The sequence below is a fragment of the Bradyrhizobium sp. KZN70725 genome (assembly GCF_055264925.1).
Window position 1 is genome coordinate 73,526 of the sequence record NZ_JBUYWT010000005.1, and the last position, 17,609, is coordinate 91,134.

The window sequence follows — 17,609 nt, forward strand, 5'->3', positions numbered from 1 at the left end:
TGCTGTGTCGGGCGAGCGAGTAGCCGGCGGGCGGCTTTCCGCGCTTCGTCCCCGGACCGCTATTCCGCCGCGGTCCGGATATCGATCTTCTCGGCGCGGACCGCGCAGAACTTGAACTCCGGAATCTTGCCGAACGGGTCGAGCGCCGGGTTGGTCAACAGGTTGGCCGCCGCTTCCGCGTAGCAGAACGGCATGAAGACCATGTTCTCGGGCACGTCGCGGTCGGCACGCACCTTGACCTCGACCGCGCCGCGGCGCGTCTCGAGACGGATGAAGTCGCCGGGCGCGAGTCCCTTCTTGTGCATGTCCTTCGGGGTCATGAACGCGACCGCTTCGGGCTCGATCTGGTCCAGCACCTGGGCACGGCGCGTCATCGAGCCGGTGTGCCAATGTTCGAGCACGCGGCCGGTCGACAGCACCATCGGGTACTCGTCGTCGGGCAGTTCGTCCGGCGGGATCACCTTGGCCGGCACGATCCTGCCGCGGCCGCTTTCGGTCGGGAAGCCGGTGGTGAAGATGATCTCGTTGCCGGGCTTGTCGGGATCGTCGACCGGATAGGTCACCGCGCCCTCGCGCACCAGGCGGTCCCAGCTGATGTTCTTCAGTGACGGCATCAACTCGGCCATCTCGGTGAAGACCTCGCCCGGCCCCGCATAGTTCCAGGGCAGTCCCATCCGCTTACCGATCTCCTGGATGATCCAGAGATCCTGCCTTGCATCGCCCGGCGGCTTGATCACCTCGCGCGCCAGCTGCACGCGGCGGTCGGTATTGGTGAAGGAGCCGGACTTTTCGGCGAACGCCGAGGCCGGCAGGATGACGTCGGCGTGGAACGCGGTCTCTGTGACGAACAGATCCTGCACGACGAGATGATCGAGCTTGGCCAGCGCCTCGCGCGCGTGCTGCAGGTCGGGATCGGACATCGCGGGATTCTCGCCCTCGACATACATGCCGTGGATTTCGCCGGCGTGGATCGCATTCATGATCTCGACCACGGTCAGGCCGCGCACCGGATCGAGCTCCTGCCCCCAGAGTTTCTCGAAGGCGCCGCGCATGTCGTCGCGGCCGACCGGCTGGTAGTCCGGAAGGAACATCGGGATCAGGCCGGCGTCGGAGGCGCCCTGCACGTTGTTCTGCCCGCGCAGCGGATGCAGCCCGGTGCCGGGGCGGCCGACCTGGCCGGTGATCAGCGCGAGCGCGATCAGGCAGCGCGCATTGTCGGTGCCGTGGACGTGCTGGCTGATGCCCATGCCCCAGAAGATGATCGACGATTTGGCGCGGGCATAGGCGCGCGCGACCTCGCGCAGCGTCTCCGCCGGAATGCCGCAAATCTGGGACATGCGCTCCGGCGTGAACTCATGGATCTTCGCCTTCAGCTCGTCATAGCCCTCGGTATAGCCGGCGATGTACTGCTCGTCGGTCAGGCCTTCCGTGATGATCGTGTGGATCATCGCGTTCAGCATCGCGACGTCGCTGCCCGGTTTGAATTGCAGGTGCTGCGTGGCGTGGCGCGACAGCGTCTGCCGGCGCGGGTCCATCACATAGAGCTTGGCGCCGCGCTTGGCGGCGTTCTTGATGTAGGTGGCGGCGACCGGATGGTTCACGGTCGGATTGGCGCCGATCACCCAGATCACCTCGGCGTCGGCCGCGGCCGCGAACGGCGCCGACACCGCGCCTGAGCTCAATCCCTCGAACAGCGCCGCCACCGACGAGGCGTGACACAGCCGCGTGCAGTGATCGACATTGTTGGAGCCGAAGCCGGTGCGCACCAGCTTCTGGAACAGATAGGCTTCCTCGTTCGAGCCCTTGGCCGAGCCGAAGCCGGCCAGCGCCTTGGCGCCCTTCTCGTCGCGGATCTTGCGCAGGCCCGCGGCGGCCAGATCGAGCGCCTCATCCCAGGATGCCTCGCGGAAATGGGTGTAAGGATTGGCCGGATCGACCTGGTCGTTGGCATCCTTCTTGACGCCGGGCAGCCGCACCAGCGGCTTGGTCAGGCGATTGGGGTGATGGATGTAGTCGAAGCCGAAGCGGCCCTTGACGCAGAGCCGGTTACGATTGGCGGGACCATCACGGCCTTCCGCGTAGATCACCTTCTCGTCCTTGACCTGATAGGTGACCTGGCATCCGACGCCGCAATACGGGCACAGCGAATCCACTTTCTTGTCCGGATAGGTGACGCGGGTCTGCTTGTCGTCGAGCATGACCGCCGGCATCAGCGCGCCGGTCGGACAGGCCTGCACGCACTCGCCGCAGGCGACGCAGGTCGATTCGCCCATCGGATCGTCGAAGTCGAACACGATCTTGGCATCGTGGTTGCGGTAGGCCATGCCGATCACGTCGTTGACCTGCACCTCGCGGCACGCCCGCACGCAGAGGCCGCACTGGATGCAGGCGTCGAGATTGACGCTCATCGCCGGATGACTGGTGTCGGCATGCCAGCGTTCAGTGGCGGGAAAGCGGCTTTCGGTCACGCCGGTCTTCTCGGCCCAGTGCCAGAATTTCGAGTCCGGATCGTGCGAGGTGTCGCGCGCCGGCTGGTCCGCCACCAGCAGCTCCATCACCATCTTCTGCGCCGCGACGGCGCGCTGGCTGGCCGACTTCACCTTCATGCCGACCGTCGGCGTCCGCTTGCAGGACGCCGCCAGCACGCGCTCGCCTTCGATTTCGACCATGCAGGCGCGGCAGTTGCCGTCCGGCCTGTAGTCCGGCGCGGGCGAATAGCACAGATGCGGGATCTCGGTGCCCTGGCGTTTGGCGACCTGCCAGATCGTCTCGCCGGCGCGCGCCTCGACCTGCTGGCCGTCGAGCTCGAACTGAATCGTCAGGCCTGAGTTCTGATTGTTGCTCATTCAAATCCTCGTCGAAATTCGTCTGCTCGGCCTCGCCTACTCGGCGGCTTGCTGCGGACGAAAGCCGTCCGGAAAATATTTGATCACTGAGGTCAGCGGATTGGAGGCCGCCTGACCGAGGCCACAGATCGACGCATCGCGCATCGCCTGGCTCAATTGGTCGAGCAGTTCCTTGTTCCAGACCGGCTGCTGCATCAACAGTGCCGCCTTCTCGGTTCCGGCGCGGCACGGCGTGCACTGCCCGCAGCTCTCGTCCTCGAAGAACTTCATCAGGTTCAGCGCGGCGTCCCTGACGTCATCGGCCTGCGAAAGCACGACCACGGCGGCGGAGCCGATGAAGCAGCCATATTTCTCCAGCGTGCCGAAATCGAGCGGGATGTCGTCCATCGACGCCGGCAGGATGCCGCCGGATGCACCGCCCGGCAGATAGGCCTGCAAGGTATGGCCATCGGCCATGCCGCCGCAGAACTCGTCGATCAACTCGCGCAGGGTGATGCCGGCGGGAGCGAGCTTGACGCCAGGATCCTTGACGCGTCCCGACACCGAGAAGCTGCGCAGGCCGTGGCGTTCGTTGCGGCCGTGGCTCTTCCACCAATCGGCGCCCTTCTCGACGATGTCGCGCACCCACCACAACGTCTCGATGTTGTTGATCAGCGTCGGCAGGCCGAACAGCCCGACCTGGAACGGATATGGTGGCTTGTGCCGCGGCAGGCCGCGCTTGCCCTCGATCGATTCCAGCAGCGAGGATTCCTCGCCGCAGATATAGGCGCCGGCGCCGCGCCGCAGATGCAGCGTCGGACCACCCGGTGGGAGCTTCGCGATCTCGCGCGCGAGGATGTCGCGGCAGGCCGGGTACTCGTCGCGGATATAGATGTAGACTTCCGGCGCCTCCACCACGTGGGCGCCGATCAGCATGCCCTCGAGGAAACGATGCGGATCGGTCTCGAGATAATAGCGGTCCTTGAACGTGCCGGGCTCGCCCTCGTCGCCGTTCACCGCCATCGAGCGCGGACCGGGTTCGCCGAGCACCGCGCGCCACTTGCGGCCGGTCGGAAAACCGGCGCCGCCGAGGCCGCGCAGCGACGCATCGTCGAGCGCCTTCAGCAGGTCTTCGCGCGGCAGCTCGCCCGAGCGCAGGCGCGCCAGCAGCCGGTATCCGCCGCCCGCCACATAGGCGTCGTAGTCGACATATGGCGGAAGGTGCACATGGGTGTCGCCGCTCTTCGCCGCCGCCAGCACATTGGTGACGGTCGCATGATCGACGAAGTTGTGGCCGACCTCGGCAGCGGGCGCGGTGTCGCAGCGGCCGACGCACGGTGCGCGCACGACGCGGATGCCGGGGCCGGCGCGGTTCTGCAGATCCTTCAACAGCTGTTCGCCGCCGAGCATCGCGCAGGTCAGCGAATCGCAGACACGTACGGTGAGCGGCGCGATGTCAGCCTCGCCTTCCTTCACGATGTCGAAATGCGCGTAGAAGGTGGCGGTCTCGAACACTTCGGCGAACGACAGCTTCATCTCGTCGGCGAGCGCGGCAAGATGCGCCGCCGAGATCTGATGGTATTTGTCCTGGATCAGATGCAGATACTCGATCAGGAGGTCGCGCCGCCTCGGACGATCGCCGAGCAGCGTCTCGATCTCATGGGCGGCCACGGGGTCGACCTGGCGTCCCTTGGGCGTGGCCTTCGCTCGCTTCCTGCCCTGTCCGGGATGCTCGAACGCACGAACCTTGTGAACGTCGTCTCGACTCATGAAGCCTCGCCTTGGGAACCACGCTTTGCGCGAATTGCACTGCTTCGACGAACTCTATTCTCTGGTATGCCAGAGGCAAGCAGTTTTAGAACGTCTCTAGCAGCGTCGGGTTGCCGCGTAGGCCATTGTTTATGTTTGCCTATCGGGCGATCTGATTTTGCTATCGCGCACCCGTCGCGCTGCGCGGTCCCGACCGCGTTTCAGCTCTCACAGCAGGTCGGCGTAGCCGAGAAAGCCGACGGCATCGCCAGGTTCAACCCGCACCACCGACTCGCCGAGTTCGACCAGTCCATCGGTCTCGATCAGCGACGACAGCAGACCGGCTCCCTCGCGAGGAAACTTGTTCGCTTCCAGCGTACCGTCCGTCGCCCGTCGCAGCGAGACGCGGACATATTCGCGCCGCCCACTCTTCTTCTTGTAGCTGAAGGCCGCCCGCACCGGCATCGACAGCAAGGGGGACGGCACAGCGCCCGATAGCGCCAGCGCGGTCGGCCGCACGACATGAACGAAGGTGACGAAGCTCGCCACCGGATTGCCGGGCAGGCCGATCAGCGGGGTGCCGTCGATGATTCCCATCGCCACCGGGCGGCCGGGCTTGATCGCCATCCGCCACAGCACCAGCGAGCCGGCCTGTTCGATACCGGCCCTGACGTGGTCCTCTTCGCCGGTCGAGACCCCGCCGGTGGTCAGGATCAGGTCGTAGCGCCGCGCGACCTGCTTGAGCGCCGCGGCGAGCTCGGCCCGCTCGTCGCGCAGGATGCCGAGATCGCCGACCTCGCAACCGAGCCGCCGCAGCATCGCCATCAGCATGAAACGGTTGGAATCGAACAGTTGCGCTTCGGCGCGCGCGCTGCCGGGCGCGGCTAGTTCGTCGCCGGTCGAGAACACCCCGACGCGAAGCCGACGCACCACATCGAGCGTGGTGAGCCCAAAGGCCGCAGCGACCGCGATATCCTGCGGGCGCAGCCGCCGGCCCGCCGCCAGCGCGACGTGGCCGCGCGGAATGTCTTCGCCGCTGGGGCGCACATTGGCGCCGACCTTGAGGCCGGACGGCAGGATCACACGCCCGGAATCGTCGATCCGCACGTCTTCCTGCATGAACACGGTGTCGGTGCCATCGGGCATCGGCGCGCCGGTGAAGATCCGCACCGCTTGGCCCGCCTGCGCCGGCTGCGCCGACGCGCCCGCCTGCACCCGTCCGGCAACGGGAAACGCGCGCTCGCCGCTCGCCGGCAGGTCCGCGCCGGATACCGCGTAGCCGTCGACGGCGGAATTCTTGAACGGCGGCAGCGCAAGCGGCGCAACAATGTCGCCGGCCAGGATGCGTCCGTCCGCATCCACCAGGGCAACGGCTTCGGTCTCGCCGACAGGCTTGACCCGCGCGGCGATGATCGCGACGGCCTCATCGACCGACATCATCGGTCCGCCGAATGCGAAGCAGTCGTCCGAAAGCTGCGCCATGATCTCCCTCAGTCCTCGCCATCGACAAGATTTGTTCGACCCGGATCGCGAACTGCGGCGTTATCCTTAAAGCCGGACCGATCGATGGCAGTTCCCGCGACGCGGCGGAGAGTCGCCAGTCAGTCTCCGAACGTGCTTATATCCCTAGCTGCGTTGCCATGTGAACCCATCTGGACGTCAAGCAGTGCCCGAGAAAACCACCGCTCCCATCATTGTTCCTGATCCGGACGATCCGCGCCTGACGGAGCGCGTGGTCGGCGTCGATCAGACCGGCACGCGGACCGAGATCAAGGTGCCGGTCGAGCGGCCGCTGACGCTGTACCTCAACGCGCAGGAGATCGTCACGATGATGACGATCAACGACTACCCCGAATACCTCGCGCTCGGCTACCTGCTGAACCAGAACATGCTCAAATATGACGACGTCGTCACCGAGGTCGAATATGACGACGATCTCGAGGTCGTCGTGGTGCGTACCGCGCACCACACCAATTTCGAGGCCAAGCTGAAGAAGCGCACCCAGACCTCGGGCTGCGCCCAGGGCACGGCGTTCGGCGACCTGCTCGAAGCCGTCGAGAAGGTCGCGCTGCCGAAGGCCGAACTGCGAACCTCCTGGCTCTACCGGATGACGCACACCATCAACACGATGCCCTCGCTCTATCTGGAAGCCGGCGCCATTCACGGCTGCGTGCTGTGCAAGGAGGCGACGCCGGTGTGCTACACCGAGGATGTCGGCCGGCATAATGCCGTCGACAAGATCGCGGGCTGGATCTACCGGCACAATGTCGATCCGGCCGACAAGATTCTCTACACCACCGGCCGGCTGACCTCGGAGATGGTGATCAAGACGGTGCGGATGGGGATCCCGATCCTGGTCTCGCGCTCCGGATTCACGGCGTGGGGCGTCGATCTGGCGCGGCAGGTCGGATTGACGCTGGTCGGTCGCGCCCGCGGCAAGCGCTTCATCGCGCTGTCCGGTGAGGAGCGGATCGTCTACGACCAGAACCTCGACTATGTCGAAGAGGAATCGATGCGTCACAAGCGCAAGGGCGAGACCGACAATGACTGACATTCCGGGGACTAGCATCCCGGGCGTGCTGCTCGCCGGCGGCCTCGCGCGCCGGATGGGCGGCGGCGACAAGCCGATGCGCAAGATCGCGGGCCGCACCATTCTGCAACGGGTGATCGACCGTCTCGCTCCGCAATGCAGTGGGCTGATCATCAACGCCAATGGCGACCCGGCGCGCTTCGCCGCGTTCGGCCTTCCGGTCGTCGCCGACGATGTCGCCGACTATCCCGGTCCGCTCGCCGGCATCCTGGTCGCGCTCGACTGGACCGCCGCCAACCGGCCGGATGCGCAATGGGTGCTGAGCGCCGCGGGCGACTGTCCGTTTCTGCCGCGCGACCTCGTCACGCGCCTGGAGCAAGCGCGCGCGGCCGTGAATGCCGAGCTCGCGGTCGCTTCATCCGGCGGGCAGACGCATCCCGTCATCGGTCTCTGGAGCGTCCGCTTGCGGAACGAGTTGCGCAAGGCGCTGGTCGTCGAGGACGTGCGCAAGATCGACCGCTGGACCGCGCGTTATCCGCTCGCAACGGTCGAGTGGCCGACCGAGCCGCTCGATCCGTTCTTCAATGCCAACACCGTCGAGGACATCGCGGAAGCCGACCGCCTCGCCGCGCTCGACGGCGGATAGAGCATCGGTTCTGATTGAATCAGAACCGAAGCTCTAGATTCTTGTTTTGACGCGTTTTCTTCACGCGAACCGGCGTCCACTTCGCTCGAAAACGCTCTAACGTCCGCCGCCCCACTCAGCTCGGCCACGGCGTGTTGCGGATCCGGGTGCAGGCGTTCGGCCTGTGAAATGTGGGATCGCGCTCCGCGACGAAGTCGAAATTGACAGTGCCGAACGTGGTCTGCGGCTTCTTCAGGGCCGAGCAGGTCTGAACCTCGATGAACTCGTTCTTGAAATCGCCGCGGGGCAACGCGGCAAGGACGACGTCGCGCTGCTCGGCGGTATAATCATCGTATCCGACGCCGACGGCATCGACCAATACGCCTGCATTGGTGAGCGCGATTTCAGGCCGCATGTATTGCGGAATGCCGGGCGTGGTGTGCAAGGCGATCGCCTCCCACACCAGGTCCGCTTTGGGCTCGGCGATGCCGTGGCTCCTGAGAAATTTGCGCGCCGCATCGGCGCCGTCGACCTCAAACCGTTTGGTCTCGGTATGAAAATGTTCGACAAGGCCGAGATCATGAAACAGCGCGGCAACATAAAGCAGTTCAGCGTCGAACTTCAGACCTTGCCTGGCACCCTTGAGCGCGCCGAACACAAACACGCGGACCGAGTGATTGAACAACATCTCGGTCTCATATTGCCGCACCAACTCGGCGGCCTCCCGCGCGATCTTGCTGTCCGGGATTCGAATGCCGGAAATCGTGTCCGCCATCATCGCACTCCTGCCCTGTGTAGCGTCCCGGATGCATGCACTGGACGGCCAATGGCGTCACGATTCATGCGCGCCGGCACTCCGCTACAGTGAATCGTACCACTACCTAACCCGCGAAGCGGCAACCGGAAGGCCCCGGCTGCATGAAGATTCTGCAGGGAGATCGTGAGGCTGGTGCAATATCCGGCTCAGCGCACCTGCGCCACGCCTATCCGCGCCACGCTCCCCGCCTCCGCCGCCCGCAGATAGTCCAGCATCAGACGGCTGGTTGCTGACAGATGCGCGGTGTCGCGGACCACGATCTTCAGCTCGCGCCGTCCCCAATCGTCGCGCAGCGGGATCGCGCGAAGGCCCATGCCGGCGCCGACCACCTCGAAGGCGCGGTCGGGGATCAGCCCGAGCCCCATATTGGCCTGCACCATGCGGCAGACCGCATCGAAGCCGGGCACATTGATGCGCAGCCGCATCGCCTTGCCGGCTTGCGTCGCCGCATATTGCGAGCGCAGATAGATCGAGCTCGCGGTGTGCAAGCCGATATGGTCGAAATCGAGCGTCTCGGTGAACAGCAATGTCTCGCGGCCGGCCAGCCGATGGTCGGCGCGCATCACCACCACCAGATTGTCGTAGCGATAATGGAAGGCCTCGAGCGCGCGGCTGTCGGCCTCGGCCGAGCAGATGCCGATCTCGGCCGCGCCCTCCTCGATGCCGCGCACCACCTGCCCGCTCGGCCGCTCCTGCAGATCGACGCGGAGCAATTCATGCGCGGCGAAGAAGGCGGAGAGATCCTCGGGCAGGTATTGCACGATCGCCGAGAGATTGGCGAGCATGCGGACATGGCCGCGCACGCCTTGCGAATATTCCGACAGCTCGACCGCGATCTTCTCGACATTGAGCAGCGTCACCCGGGCGTGGTGCAGCAGCGCCTCGCCGGCCGGCGTCAGCGCCATGCCCTTGGCGAGCCGCTTGAACAGCGTAACGCCGAACGCCAGCTCGAAATCGTTCATCCGCTTCGACACCGCCGACGCCGCGATCCCCTCGCGCTGCGCGGCGCGGGTGAGGTTCTGTTCGTCGCAGACCGCGACGAACAGGCGAAGCGTTGTCAGGTCGACCCGGCGCGTCAGCGCGGTCTCCGCCGGCGTGGCGGCGCGCGGAAGGTCTGTCACGATGGAGGAGATCGGCATGGACGGCGTTCCCCGGGAAAGAACGCAGCGTAGCGCTGGAGATGGCGCGGAAGATTCCAAAGCAATGCGGGATGGAGCGGAATATTGGTAAATGATTCCAACGGTAACCGAAATGGTCTAATTTTATTCCAATCTGGCCAACTACCGCCGTCATTGCGAGGCGCGAAGCGACGAAGCAATCCATCTATCAGGAATCGGAGAAATGGATTGCTTCGCTACGCTCGCACTGACGGAGGACTCTCGCTCTAGATCTGCACGCCCAAACGAAAAACGCGGCGCCAGGGCGCCGCTTTTCAACCTGTCGGTCGACCGCGCTCGTCAGCCCGCAGCCTTGGCCGGGACGTCGCGCTGGCGCTTCATCACGATCTTGTTCAGCGCGCCGAGATAGGCCTTTGCGGAGGCGACCAGCGTGTCCGGATCGGCGGCGCGGGCCGTCATCGAGCGACCTTCATGGGCCAGACGCACCGAGACCTCGGCCTGCGCGTCGGTGCCTTCGGTCACCGCGTGCACCTGATAGAGCTCCAGCTTGGCCTCGTGCGGCACCAGGCGCTTGATGCAGTTGAAGACGGCATCGACCGGGCCGTTGCCCTCGGCCTCCTCGATCTTGATCTGGCCGTCGACGTCGAGCTTCATGGTCGCGCGCTGCGGGCCATGGGTGCCGGCGATCACGGTCAGCGAGGTCAGCTTGATGCGGTCGTGGGCGGCCGCCATCTCCTGGTCGACCAGCGCCTCGATGTCCTCGTCGTAGATGTCCTTCTTGCGGTCGGCCAGCGCCTTCATCCGCGTAAAGGCATCCTCCAGCTGGTTGGCGCCGAGCTTGTAGCCCATCTCCTCCAGCTTGTGGATGAAGGCGTGACGGCCGGAATGCTTGCCGAGCACCAGCGAGGACTGCTTCAGGCCGACCATCTCGGGCCGCATGATCTCGTAGGTCGAGGCGTCCTTCAGCACGCCGTCCTGATGGATGCCGCTCTCATGCGCGAACGCATTACGGCCGACGATCGCCTTGTTGTACTGCACCGGGAACGAAGTGGCCGCGGACACCACCTTCGAGGCGCGGGTGAGCTGCGTGGTGTCGATCTTGTTCCAGAACGGAAACTTGTCGTTCCGCACATTGATCGCCATCACGATCTCTTCCAGCGCGGCATTGCCGGCGCGCTCGCCGATGCCGTTGACGGTGCACTCGACCTGCCGCGCGCCACCGACGACGCCGGCCAGCGAGTTCGCGACCGCCATGCCGAGGTCGTTGTGGCAATGCACCGAGAAGATCGCCTTGTCGGAGTTCGGCACGCGCTCGATCAGCGTGCGCATGAAGTGGGTGTATTCCTCCGGCACCGTGTAGCCGACGGTGTCGGGGATATTCACCGTGGTGGCGCCGGCCTTGATCACCGCTTCGACGATCCGGCACAGATAGTCCATCTCGCTGCGGGTGCCGTCCTCGGCCGACCATTCGACGTCGTCGATCTGGTTGCGGGCGCGCGCGACCATCGCGACCGAGGTCTCGATGACCTCCTCGGGGGTCTTGTTCAACTTCACCCGCATATGCAGCGGCGAGGTCGCGATCACGGTGTGGACGCGGCCGCGGCGGGCGAACTTCACGGCTTCGGCGCAGCGGTCAATGTCGGCCGGATGGGCACGGGACAGGCCCGCGATGACCGAGTTCTTGGAGCGGCGGGCGATCTCGCTGACCGCCTGGAAATCGCCTTCCGAGGTGATCGGGAAGCCGGCCTCGATGACGTCGACGCCCATGTCGTCCAGGAGTTCGGCGACCTCGAGCTTCTCCTCGAAGGTCATGGTGGCGCCGGGGCACTGCTCGCCGTCGCGCAAGGTGGTGTCGAAAATGATGACGCGGTCCTTCTCGGACTTGTTCGCGGTGGCCATGTCAGAAATTCCTTTAAGCTTTGCGCCCGTCATGTTGCTCCTTGAGCAATTACTTGGGCGATATCAGGGTTCGGTGATCTCGTACAAACCCCTGAGTGCCCAGGCGCAAACGCCCAGCCGGCCCTCAGGGGCAGGTAAGAAGAAGGCCGCCAATAAGCAGGGTGGGCGCTGCGGCAGGGATCGCGGCGGTAGCCTGGGCCACCTCCCCTGAAATCCCATCAATTTGGCCGCGAATCAGCATTGCCAGACCCTGTTGAGCGCCAAAATCCTCGGCCAAAACCATTGACGGTTGGTTGCCGGAACGCGCTGTGCGCCGTCGTTCTAGACGATTATGGCAAGCTGCCGCAATGGGTAAAGATGGTCAGGTGGATTGACCTATCGTCATCGCATGGCTGGGGCGCGATCGCCCTCACCTGACTTCCGCCCGGGGCTCAGCTCGTTGCACCGCGGGTATCATCGCCCATGCTCCTCGCCGGACCACAGCCACGTGCCGCAGCATCCAGGTGTGAAGCCAACCAGCGAGGATCACGGACACGATCGTGATCACCAGACCGCCGATCAGGTCCGCGACGTAGTGACCGCCGACGATCGGCGTTGCCAGGATCATGCCCAGATTGACGAGCGTCATCGGGATGCGCAGCCAGCGGATGTTCCAGCTTGCCCAGATCAGGATCAGGGCTGCCGCGCAATGGAAGCTAGGAAACGCGATCAGTCCCTTGCCCTGGAAATTGCGCAGGCTTCTGAGGCTTCCTTCGCGAATCCGGATCAGCTCATCGATCCAGCCGTCGGACGACAGCGGCAAATTCCGGAACGAGGATATCTCGGTATCGCTGAGATGCAGATGGGTCCACGCCGTGGTGGCCGGAACCAGGGCAAAAATCCCAATCGTCAGCAGCAGTGATATGATCGCCGCCAGGATGAATTTCTCAAGCGTCTTGACATCCTTCTTGATGGCCAGCGCCAGGATCACAACGTTGGGCAGATAAAAAATCGAGTTATAGAATTCGCTCACGAAGCGGACCATCGTGTCCGAGCCCGCGAAGAACCCCGCATAAGCTCTCCAATCATATCCGATCAGCTGATCAGCACGCAGCAATTGGTCGTCGATCAGGGGACGGCCGACTGTCGCGGCGGCATAGGTCAACATCGTCGCGGCGATCGCAACCACCAGATTCTGCGACCAGCAGTTTATGAACAATTGGACGAATTGGATTCGCAGTCCCTTTGTCACGAGGTAGGCGCTGAGCAAGATCGCTGCCATCCCGCCATAGCCGGCCCAATTGACATCGACGTGCCGGAATCCGGACCAATGGAAGGCAGCAAAGCAACCAGCCAGGAACAGCAGGACAGGCGCCCATAGCACGCCCCTCAGTGCGTCATCGTTCGGGTTGTGACTGCCTGTCGCTAAATCTGTGGTTGCCATACCCCCATGTTGCGTCAATTCATTAAGATTGCCTTGCGAGCGGCCGGTACGCGCTGGGAATATCCGCATGCGACAAACATGGGACGCGGCGCCTACTTCTTTGCAGACGTCTTCTCGCCCGCCCCGCCCTTGCCTTCCGCCTCCAGCGCCGCGCGGACGCGCTTGAATTCGCTCAAGTCGGCCTTGTCGACTTCGGGGAATTTCAGGTCGAGCCCGTCGAGGGCGTTGACGATGGTCGAGCCGATCACGACGCGGGCGAACCATTTGTGGTCGGCCGGCACGATGTGCCAGGGCGCCTCTTTGGTTGCGGTGTGATGGATCATGTCCTGATAAGCGGCCTGATATTTGGCCCACAGCTTGCGCTCGGCGACGTCGGCCATCGAGAACTTCCAGTTCTTGGCCGGCTCCTCGAGCCGGTCGAGGAAACGCTGGCGCTGCTCCTCCTTGGAGACGTTGAGGAAGAATTTCAGGATCACGGTGCCGTTGCGCGACAGATAGCGCTCGATCGACGCAATGTCCTCGAAGCGTTCGCGCCAGATGTTCTTGGTCACCAGCTTCTTCGGGATCTTCTGCTTGTCGAGCACTTCCGGATGCACCCGCACGACCAGGCACTCCTCGTAATAGGAGCGGTTGAAGATGCCGATGCGGCCGCGCTCCGGCAGCGCGATCATGGCGCGCCACATGAAGTCGTGGTCGAGCTCCCTGGTCGAAGGCTGCTTGAAGGAGGAAACCTCGCAGCCCTGCGGATTGACGCCCTCGAACACGCTCTTGATCGCGGAATCCTTGCCGGCGGCATCCATGCCCTGGAAGATCAGCAGCAGCGACCAGCGGTCCTGGGCGTAGAGCTTCTCCTGGAAGTCGTTGAGCCGCTTGCGGTTGGCCTCGATGATCTTGCCGCCGGCGTCCTTGTCGATGCCGCCCTTCTCGGCGGTCGGATACGATTTGAGGTGAAATTCGCCCGACCCGTCGAAGCGGAACGGCGCGACGAAGGGCTTCAGTTCATCGGCGAGCGATGGGGACGGTTTGTTGCTCATGGCTTCTCGACGGCTTGCGCGGCGATTTGATCCGGTCGATCACGCTACCAAGAATGCCCTTGGGCAGGAAGATGATGAACAACACCAGCAGTACGCCATAGACCAGATTGTCCCAGCCGACCGCCTTGGTGCCGAAAGAGATGCGCAACACCTCGGCCAGCACGATGGTGATGACGGCGCCGACCGTCGGTCCCAGCGCGACATAGACGCCGCCCACGATCGCCGCGAACACCATCTGCAGGGAGACCGCGATGCCGCTCACCGTGTCGGGCGAGATGAACATCTGGTACTGGCAGTAGAGCGCGCCCGACAGCGCGGTCATCAGCGCGCTGATCAGGGTGATCTTGAGCTTCTCGGCGGTGACGTTGACGCCCGCGGCGGCGGCGGCATCCTCGTCTTCCGAGATCGCCTCCATGGCATGGCGGATCATGCTGCGATCGATCGCGCGCCAGATCACGAGGCCTGTGATCCAGACCGCGAGCGCGATCAGATACCAGGTGGTCTTCTCGTCGAATTGCAGCGCGAGCAGCCCCTTGCCGCTCGGGGCGCGCCGCGGGGTGTAGCCGAGCGAGCCGCCGGTATAGTCGCGGGTCGCGGTGATGACCTGCAGCACGATGCCCGACAGCGCCAGCGTCACCAGCACGAAATAATGCCCGGTGATGCGGAAGCGGAAGCAGGGATAGGCGACGACGAGCGCGAGCACGCCGGCGGTTGCCATGCTGAGGGGAATGCCGATCCAGGGCGACACGCCGAGATGGTTCCACAGCAGCGCGGTGACATAGGCACCGATGCCCATGAAGCCGCCATGGCCGAGCGAGACCAGGCCGAAGCGCCCCATGATCGACCACGAGGTGTAGGCGAACGACCAGATCAGGATCAGCACCAGCACGTGCAGATGATAGGGATCGCGATGCACAAAGGGCACCGCGACGAGCGCGATCAGCGCGATGATCCAGCCGGCGGCTTGCCTGTTCACGAGCGCCTCGCCAGGAGGCCCGCGGGCCGGATGAACATCATGACGATGAAGAAGGCAAAGGCCAGCACGTAACCCCATTCGAGATCGGAGAACAGGCCGCCGAGCGAGATGATCTCGGCGAACACGAAGGCGGCGATGAAGCCGCCGATGAAATTGCCGAGCCCGCCGAGCACGCAGATCAGGAAGGTGATCGGCCCGAATGACAGGCCGACGAACGGATGCACGTCATATTGCAACACCAGGAGGCAGGCGGCGAGGCCGGCGAGCCCGCCGCCGATCGCCGAGGTGACGAGATAGATGCGCTTGGGATCGACGCCCATCAGCGGCATGATCTGGCGGTCCTGCGCGATGGCGCGGATCGCGGTGCCGGTGAAGGTGCGGGTCAGGAACAGATAGACGCCGATCATGCCGAGCAGCGCGGCAGCGAACGACAGCAATCGCGCGTAGCTGAAATTCATCTCGCCGAGCGCGAGCACCGGCAGGCGGATGCCGAGATTGCGGAAGTCGATGCCGAAGGCGACGGTGGCAAAGCTCTGCAGGATGAACAGCACGCCGCCGGTGGCGAGCAGCTGGTTGATCGGCGGCGCGGTCAGGAGCGGGGCGATCACGAAGAAATGCAGCGCGGCGCCGAGCAGCGCCACCAGCAGGATCACCAGCGGCGCGGCGGCCCAGTATGGCAGGCCGTAATACTGCACGAGATAGTACATGCCGTACATGCCGATCATGACGAGTTCGGCGTAGCAGATCCAGGTGACGTCGATGACGCCGAAGATCAGGTTGAGCCCGAGCGCAAGCAGCGCCAGCACGCCGCCGAGCAGGATGCCGTTGATGACGGCCTCCAGCAGGTAGATGTCGAAGACGTCGAGGAAGGATTGCATGGTGGCTCTGCCTTAGACCGAGGCGTCGTCATCTGGCCGAACTCGAACTAGCGCAACCGTCATCCTGAGGTGCGAGCGGAGCGAGCCTCGAAGGATGCACGGCCCGTCTGTGGCCGATTCATCCTTCGAGGCGCGCAAGAGCGCGCACCTCCCGAGCGAACGCAAACGCGTTCGTCCGGGGATGGCGGGGAAATATGTGAGTGCGCTTGCTCGATTCACGATCATTACCCCCTCACACACCCGAGATACGCCTGCTTGATGGTGTCGCTCGCCGCGAGCTCCGCCGCTGACCCGGCGGCGCGGATGCTGCCGGCTTCCAGCAGATAGGCGCGGTCGACCACGCGCAGCACCTGCTGCACGTTCTGCTCGACGATCAGGACCGTCAGCCCGCTTGAGCGGATGCGCTTGACGAGCTCGAACACCTGCTGCACCACGACCGGCGCGAGGCCGGCCGACGGCTCGTCGAGCAGCAGCAGTTTCGGGTTCGACATCAGCGCACGGCCGATCGCGCACATCTGCTGCTCGCCGCCCGACATCGTGCCGGCCATCTGGTGCTGGCGCTCCTTCATGCGCGGAAACAGCTCGAACACGAACTCCAGCCGCTCGGCGTAATGCGCGCGGGCACCGGGCATGTAGGCGCCCATCTTCAGGTTGTCGGCGACGGTGAGCCGGGGAAACAACCGGCGATTTTCCGGCACATGCGCGATCCCGAGGCTGACGATGCGATGCGGAGGTGTCGCGATGACGTTCACGCCTTCCATCGCGATCGTGCCCCTGATCGGGCGGATCAACCCTGAGATCACCCGCATCAGGGTGGTCTTGCCGGCGCCGTTCGGGCCGATCACGCCGACCGCTTCGCCCGCCTTGACGTCGAGACTGACGTCGAACAGCGCCTGGAAGCTGCCATAGCCCGCGTCGATCGATTTCAATTCCAGCATGCGCTCACGCCCCGATCCGGCGCCGCGCCTGGGCTGCGGCCGCGGCTGCGAGGCTCGCATCCGCATCGGTGCCGAGATAGACCTCGATCACTCTTGCGTCGCCGGCGACATCGGCCGGCAGGCCCTCGGCGATCTTCTCGCCGTGATCGAGCACCATCACGCGATCGACCACGCGCATCAATACGCCCATGATGTGCTCGACCCAGATGATGGTGATGCCGAGCTCGTCGCGGATCCGGCGCAGCATGCCGGCGGCCTGGTCCATCTCGGCCTCGTCAAGGCCGCCAAGGCTCTCATCCGCGAGCAACAGCTTCGGGCCGGTGGCGAGCGCCTTGGCGAGCTCGAGCTTCTTCAACCCGGCGGCGCCCAGGCCCTCGACGCTGGCGTGACGATCGGTCGGCAGCCCGACCATCGCGAGCGCCCGCTCGGCCGCCTCCTCGGCCTTGCCGCGGCTGTGGCGGCCCTGGCCGTAGAAGCCGGCGAGCACGACGTTCTCGAAGATGCTGAGGCGACGGAACGGCCGCGGGATCTGGAAGGTTCGGCCGATGCCACGGTTGATGATCCGGTGCGGGGCGAGCCCCGCGATCTCGTGGCCGTCGAACAGGATCGAGCCGGAGGTCGGCGGCAAGGTGCCCGACAGCATGTTGAAGATCGTGCTCTTGCCGGAGCCGTTCGGGCCGATCAGGCCGAGGATCTCGCCCTGCTCGACGCGGAACGACACGTTGTTGACGGCACGAAAGCCGCCAAACCGCTTGACCAGGCCTTCGACGGCGAGCACGGCAGTTCCCTTCGCGAGC

The 17,609-nt window shown here is 64.7% G+C and carries 14 protein-coding genes; 2 read left to right on the forward strand and 12 right to left on the reverse strand.

The genetic code is table 11. The features are described 5' to 3' along the window. Positions 1–59: 59 nt before the first annotated feature. The 3 genes from fdhF to ACZBJS_RS06565 form a co-directional block, all read right to left on the reverse strand. Positions 60–2,846 carry a formate dehydrogenase subunit alpha gene (fdhF, locus tag ACZBJS_RS06555; RefSeq protein ID WP_375162588.1) on the reverse strand — a complete coding sequence of 929 codons (2,787 nt, stop codon included), beginning with the start codon at positions 2,844–2,846 and terminating at the stop codon, positions 60–62. 36 nt (positions 2,847–2,882) lie between these two features. Beyond that, complete coding sequence (locus tag ACZBJS_RS06560) at positions 2,883–4,595, reverse strand: NADH-ubiquinone oxidoreductase-F iron-sulfur binding region domain-containing protein (RefSeq protein WP_316393855.1); 1,713 nt, start codon at positions 4,593–4,595, stop codon at positions 2,883–2,885. A 207-nt stretch (positions 4,596–4,802) separates the two neighbouring features. Next, positions 4,803–6,056, reverse strand: coding sequence for a molybdopterin molybdotransferase MoeA (locus tag ACZBJS_RS06565; protein WP_463438595.1), 1,254 nt, complete (start codon positions 6,054–6,056; stop codon positions 4,803–4,805). Positions 6,057–6,240: 184 nt separating this feature from the next. Between ACZBJS_RS06565 and ACZBJS_RS06570 the strand changes: the two genes are divergently transcribed. Together ACZBJS_RS06570 and mobA are read left to right on the forward strand one after the other, a co-directional pair. Further along, entirely contained in the window at positions 6,241–7,125 is an 885-nt protein-coding gene (locus ACZBJS_RS06570) for a formate dehydrogenase accessory sulfurtransferase FdhD (RefSeq protein WP_283069765.1), read from the forward strand. Further along, positions 7,118–7,750, forward strand: coding sequence for a molybdenum cofactor guanylyltransferase MobA (mobA, locus tag ACZBJS_RS06575; protein WP_253589662.1), 633 nt, complete (start codon positions 7,118–7,120; stop codon positions 7,748–7,750). The genes ACZBJS_RS06570 and mobA overlap by 8 nt, the downstream gene beginning before the upstream one ends. Before the next feature lie 115 nt (positions 7,751–7,865). On the opposite strand, the gene ACZBJS_RS06580 is transcribed toward mobA, so the two are convergent. The 9 genes from ACZBJS_RS06580 to ACZBJS_RS06620 all read right to left on the reverse strand — a co-directional run bounded on the left by ACZBJS_RS06580 (position 7,866) and on the right by ACZBJS_RS06620 (position 17,590). Beyond that, the gene (locus tag ACZBJS_RS06580; protein WP_316393851.1) at positions 7,866–8,504 is read right to left on the reverse strand and encodes an HD domain-containing protein; all 639 of its coding nucleotides are present in this window, start codon (positions 8,502–8,504) and stop codon (positions 7,866–7,868) included. 188 nt (positions 8,505–8,692) lie between these two features. Beyond that, the gene (locus tag ACZBJS_RS06585; RefSeq protein WP_092090324.1) at positions 8,693–9,685 is read right to left on the reverse strand and encodes a LysR family transcriptional regulator; all 993 of its coding nucleotides are present in this window, start codon (positions 9,683–9,685) and stop codon (positions 8,693–8,695) included. Between the two features lie 318 nt (positions 9,686–10,003). Further along, the gene (locus ACZBJS_RS06590) at positions 10,004–11,563 is read right to left on the reverse strand and encodes a 2-isopropylmalate synthase (protein ID WP_038383406.1); all 1,560 of its coding nucleotides are present in this window, start codon (positions 11,561–11,563) and stop codon (positions 10,004–10,006) included. Between the two features lie 409 nt (positions 11,564–11,972). Next, complete coding sequence (locus tag ACZBJS_RS06595; RefSeq protein WP_316393849.1) at positions 11,973–13,055, reverse strand: phosphatase PAP2 family protein; 1,083 nt, start codon at positions 13,053–13,055, stop codon at positions 11,973–11,975. A gap of 23 nt (positions 13,056–13,078) precedes the next feature. Next, complete coding sequence (locus ACZBJS_RS06600; protein WP_057015076.1) at positions 13,079–14,020, reverse strand: polyphosphate kinase 2 family protein; 942 nt, start codon at positions 14,018–14,020, stop codon at positions 13,079–13,081. Then, entirely contained in the window at positions 13,986–14,996 is a 1,011-nt protein-coding gene (locus tag ACZBJS_RS06605; protein ID WP_229190073.1) for a branched-chain amino acid ABC transporter permease, read from the reverse strand. Before ACZBJS_RS06605 ends, ACZBJS_RS06600 begins: the two co-directional genes overlap by 35 nt. After that, positions 14,993–15,874 (reverse strand): branched-chain amino acid ABC transporter permease, encoded by an 882-nt coding sequence (locus ACZBJS_RS06610; RefSeq protein ID WP_283069752.1) that lies wholly within the window; start codon positions 15,872–15,874, stop codon positions 14,993–14,995. Before ACZBJS_RS06610 ends, ACZBJS_RS06605 begins: the two co-directional genes overlap by 4 nt. 224 nt (positions 15,875–16,098) lie before the next feature. Further along, complete coding sequence (locus ACZBJS_RS06615; RefSeq protein WP_463438596.1) at positions 16,099–16,812, reverse strand: ABC transporter ATP-binding protein; 714 nt, start codon at positions 16,810–16,812, stop codon at positions 16,099–16,101. 4 nt (positions 16,813–16,816) lie between these two features. After that, positions 16,817–17,590 (reverse strand): ABC transporter ATP-binding protein, encoded by a 774-nt coding sequence (locus ACZBJS_RS06620; protein ID WP_463438597.1) that lies wholly within the window; start codon positions 17,588–17,590, stop codon positions 16,817–16,819. Positions 17,591–17,609 lie beyond the last annotated feature (19 nt).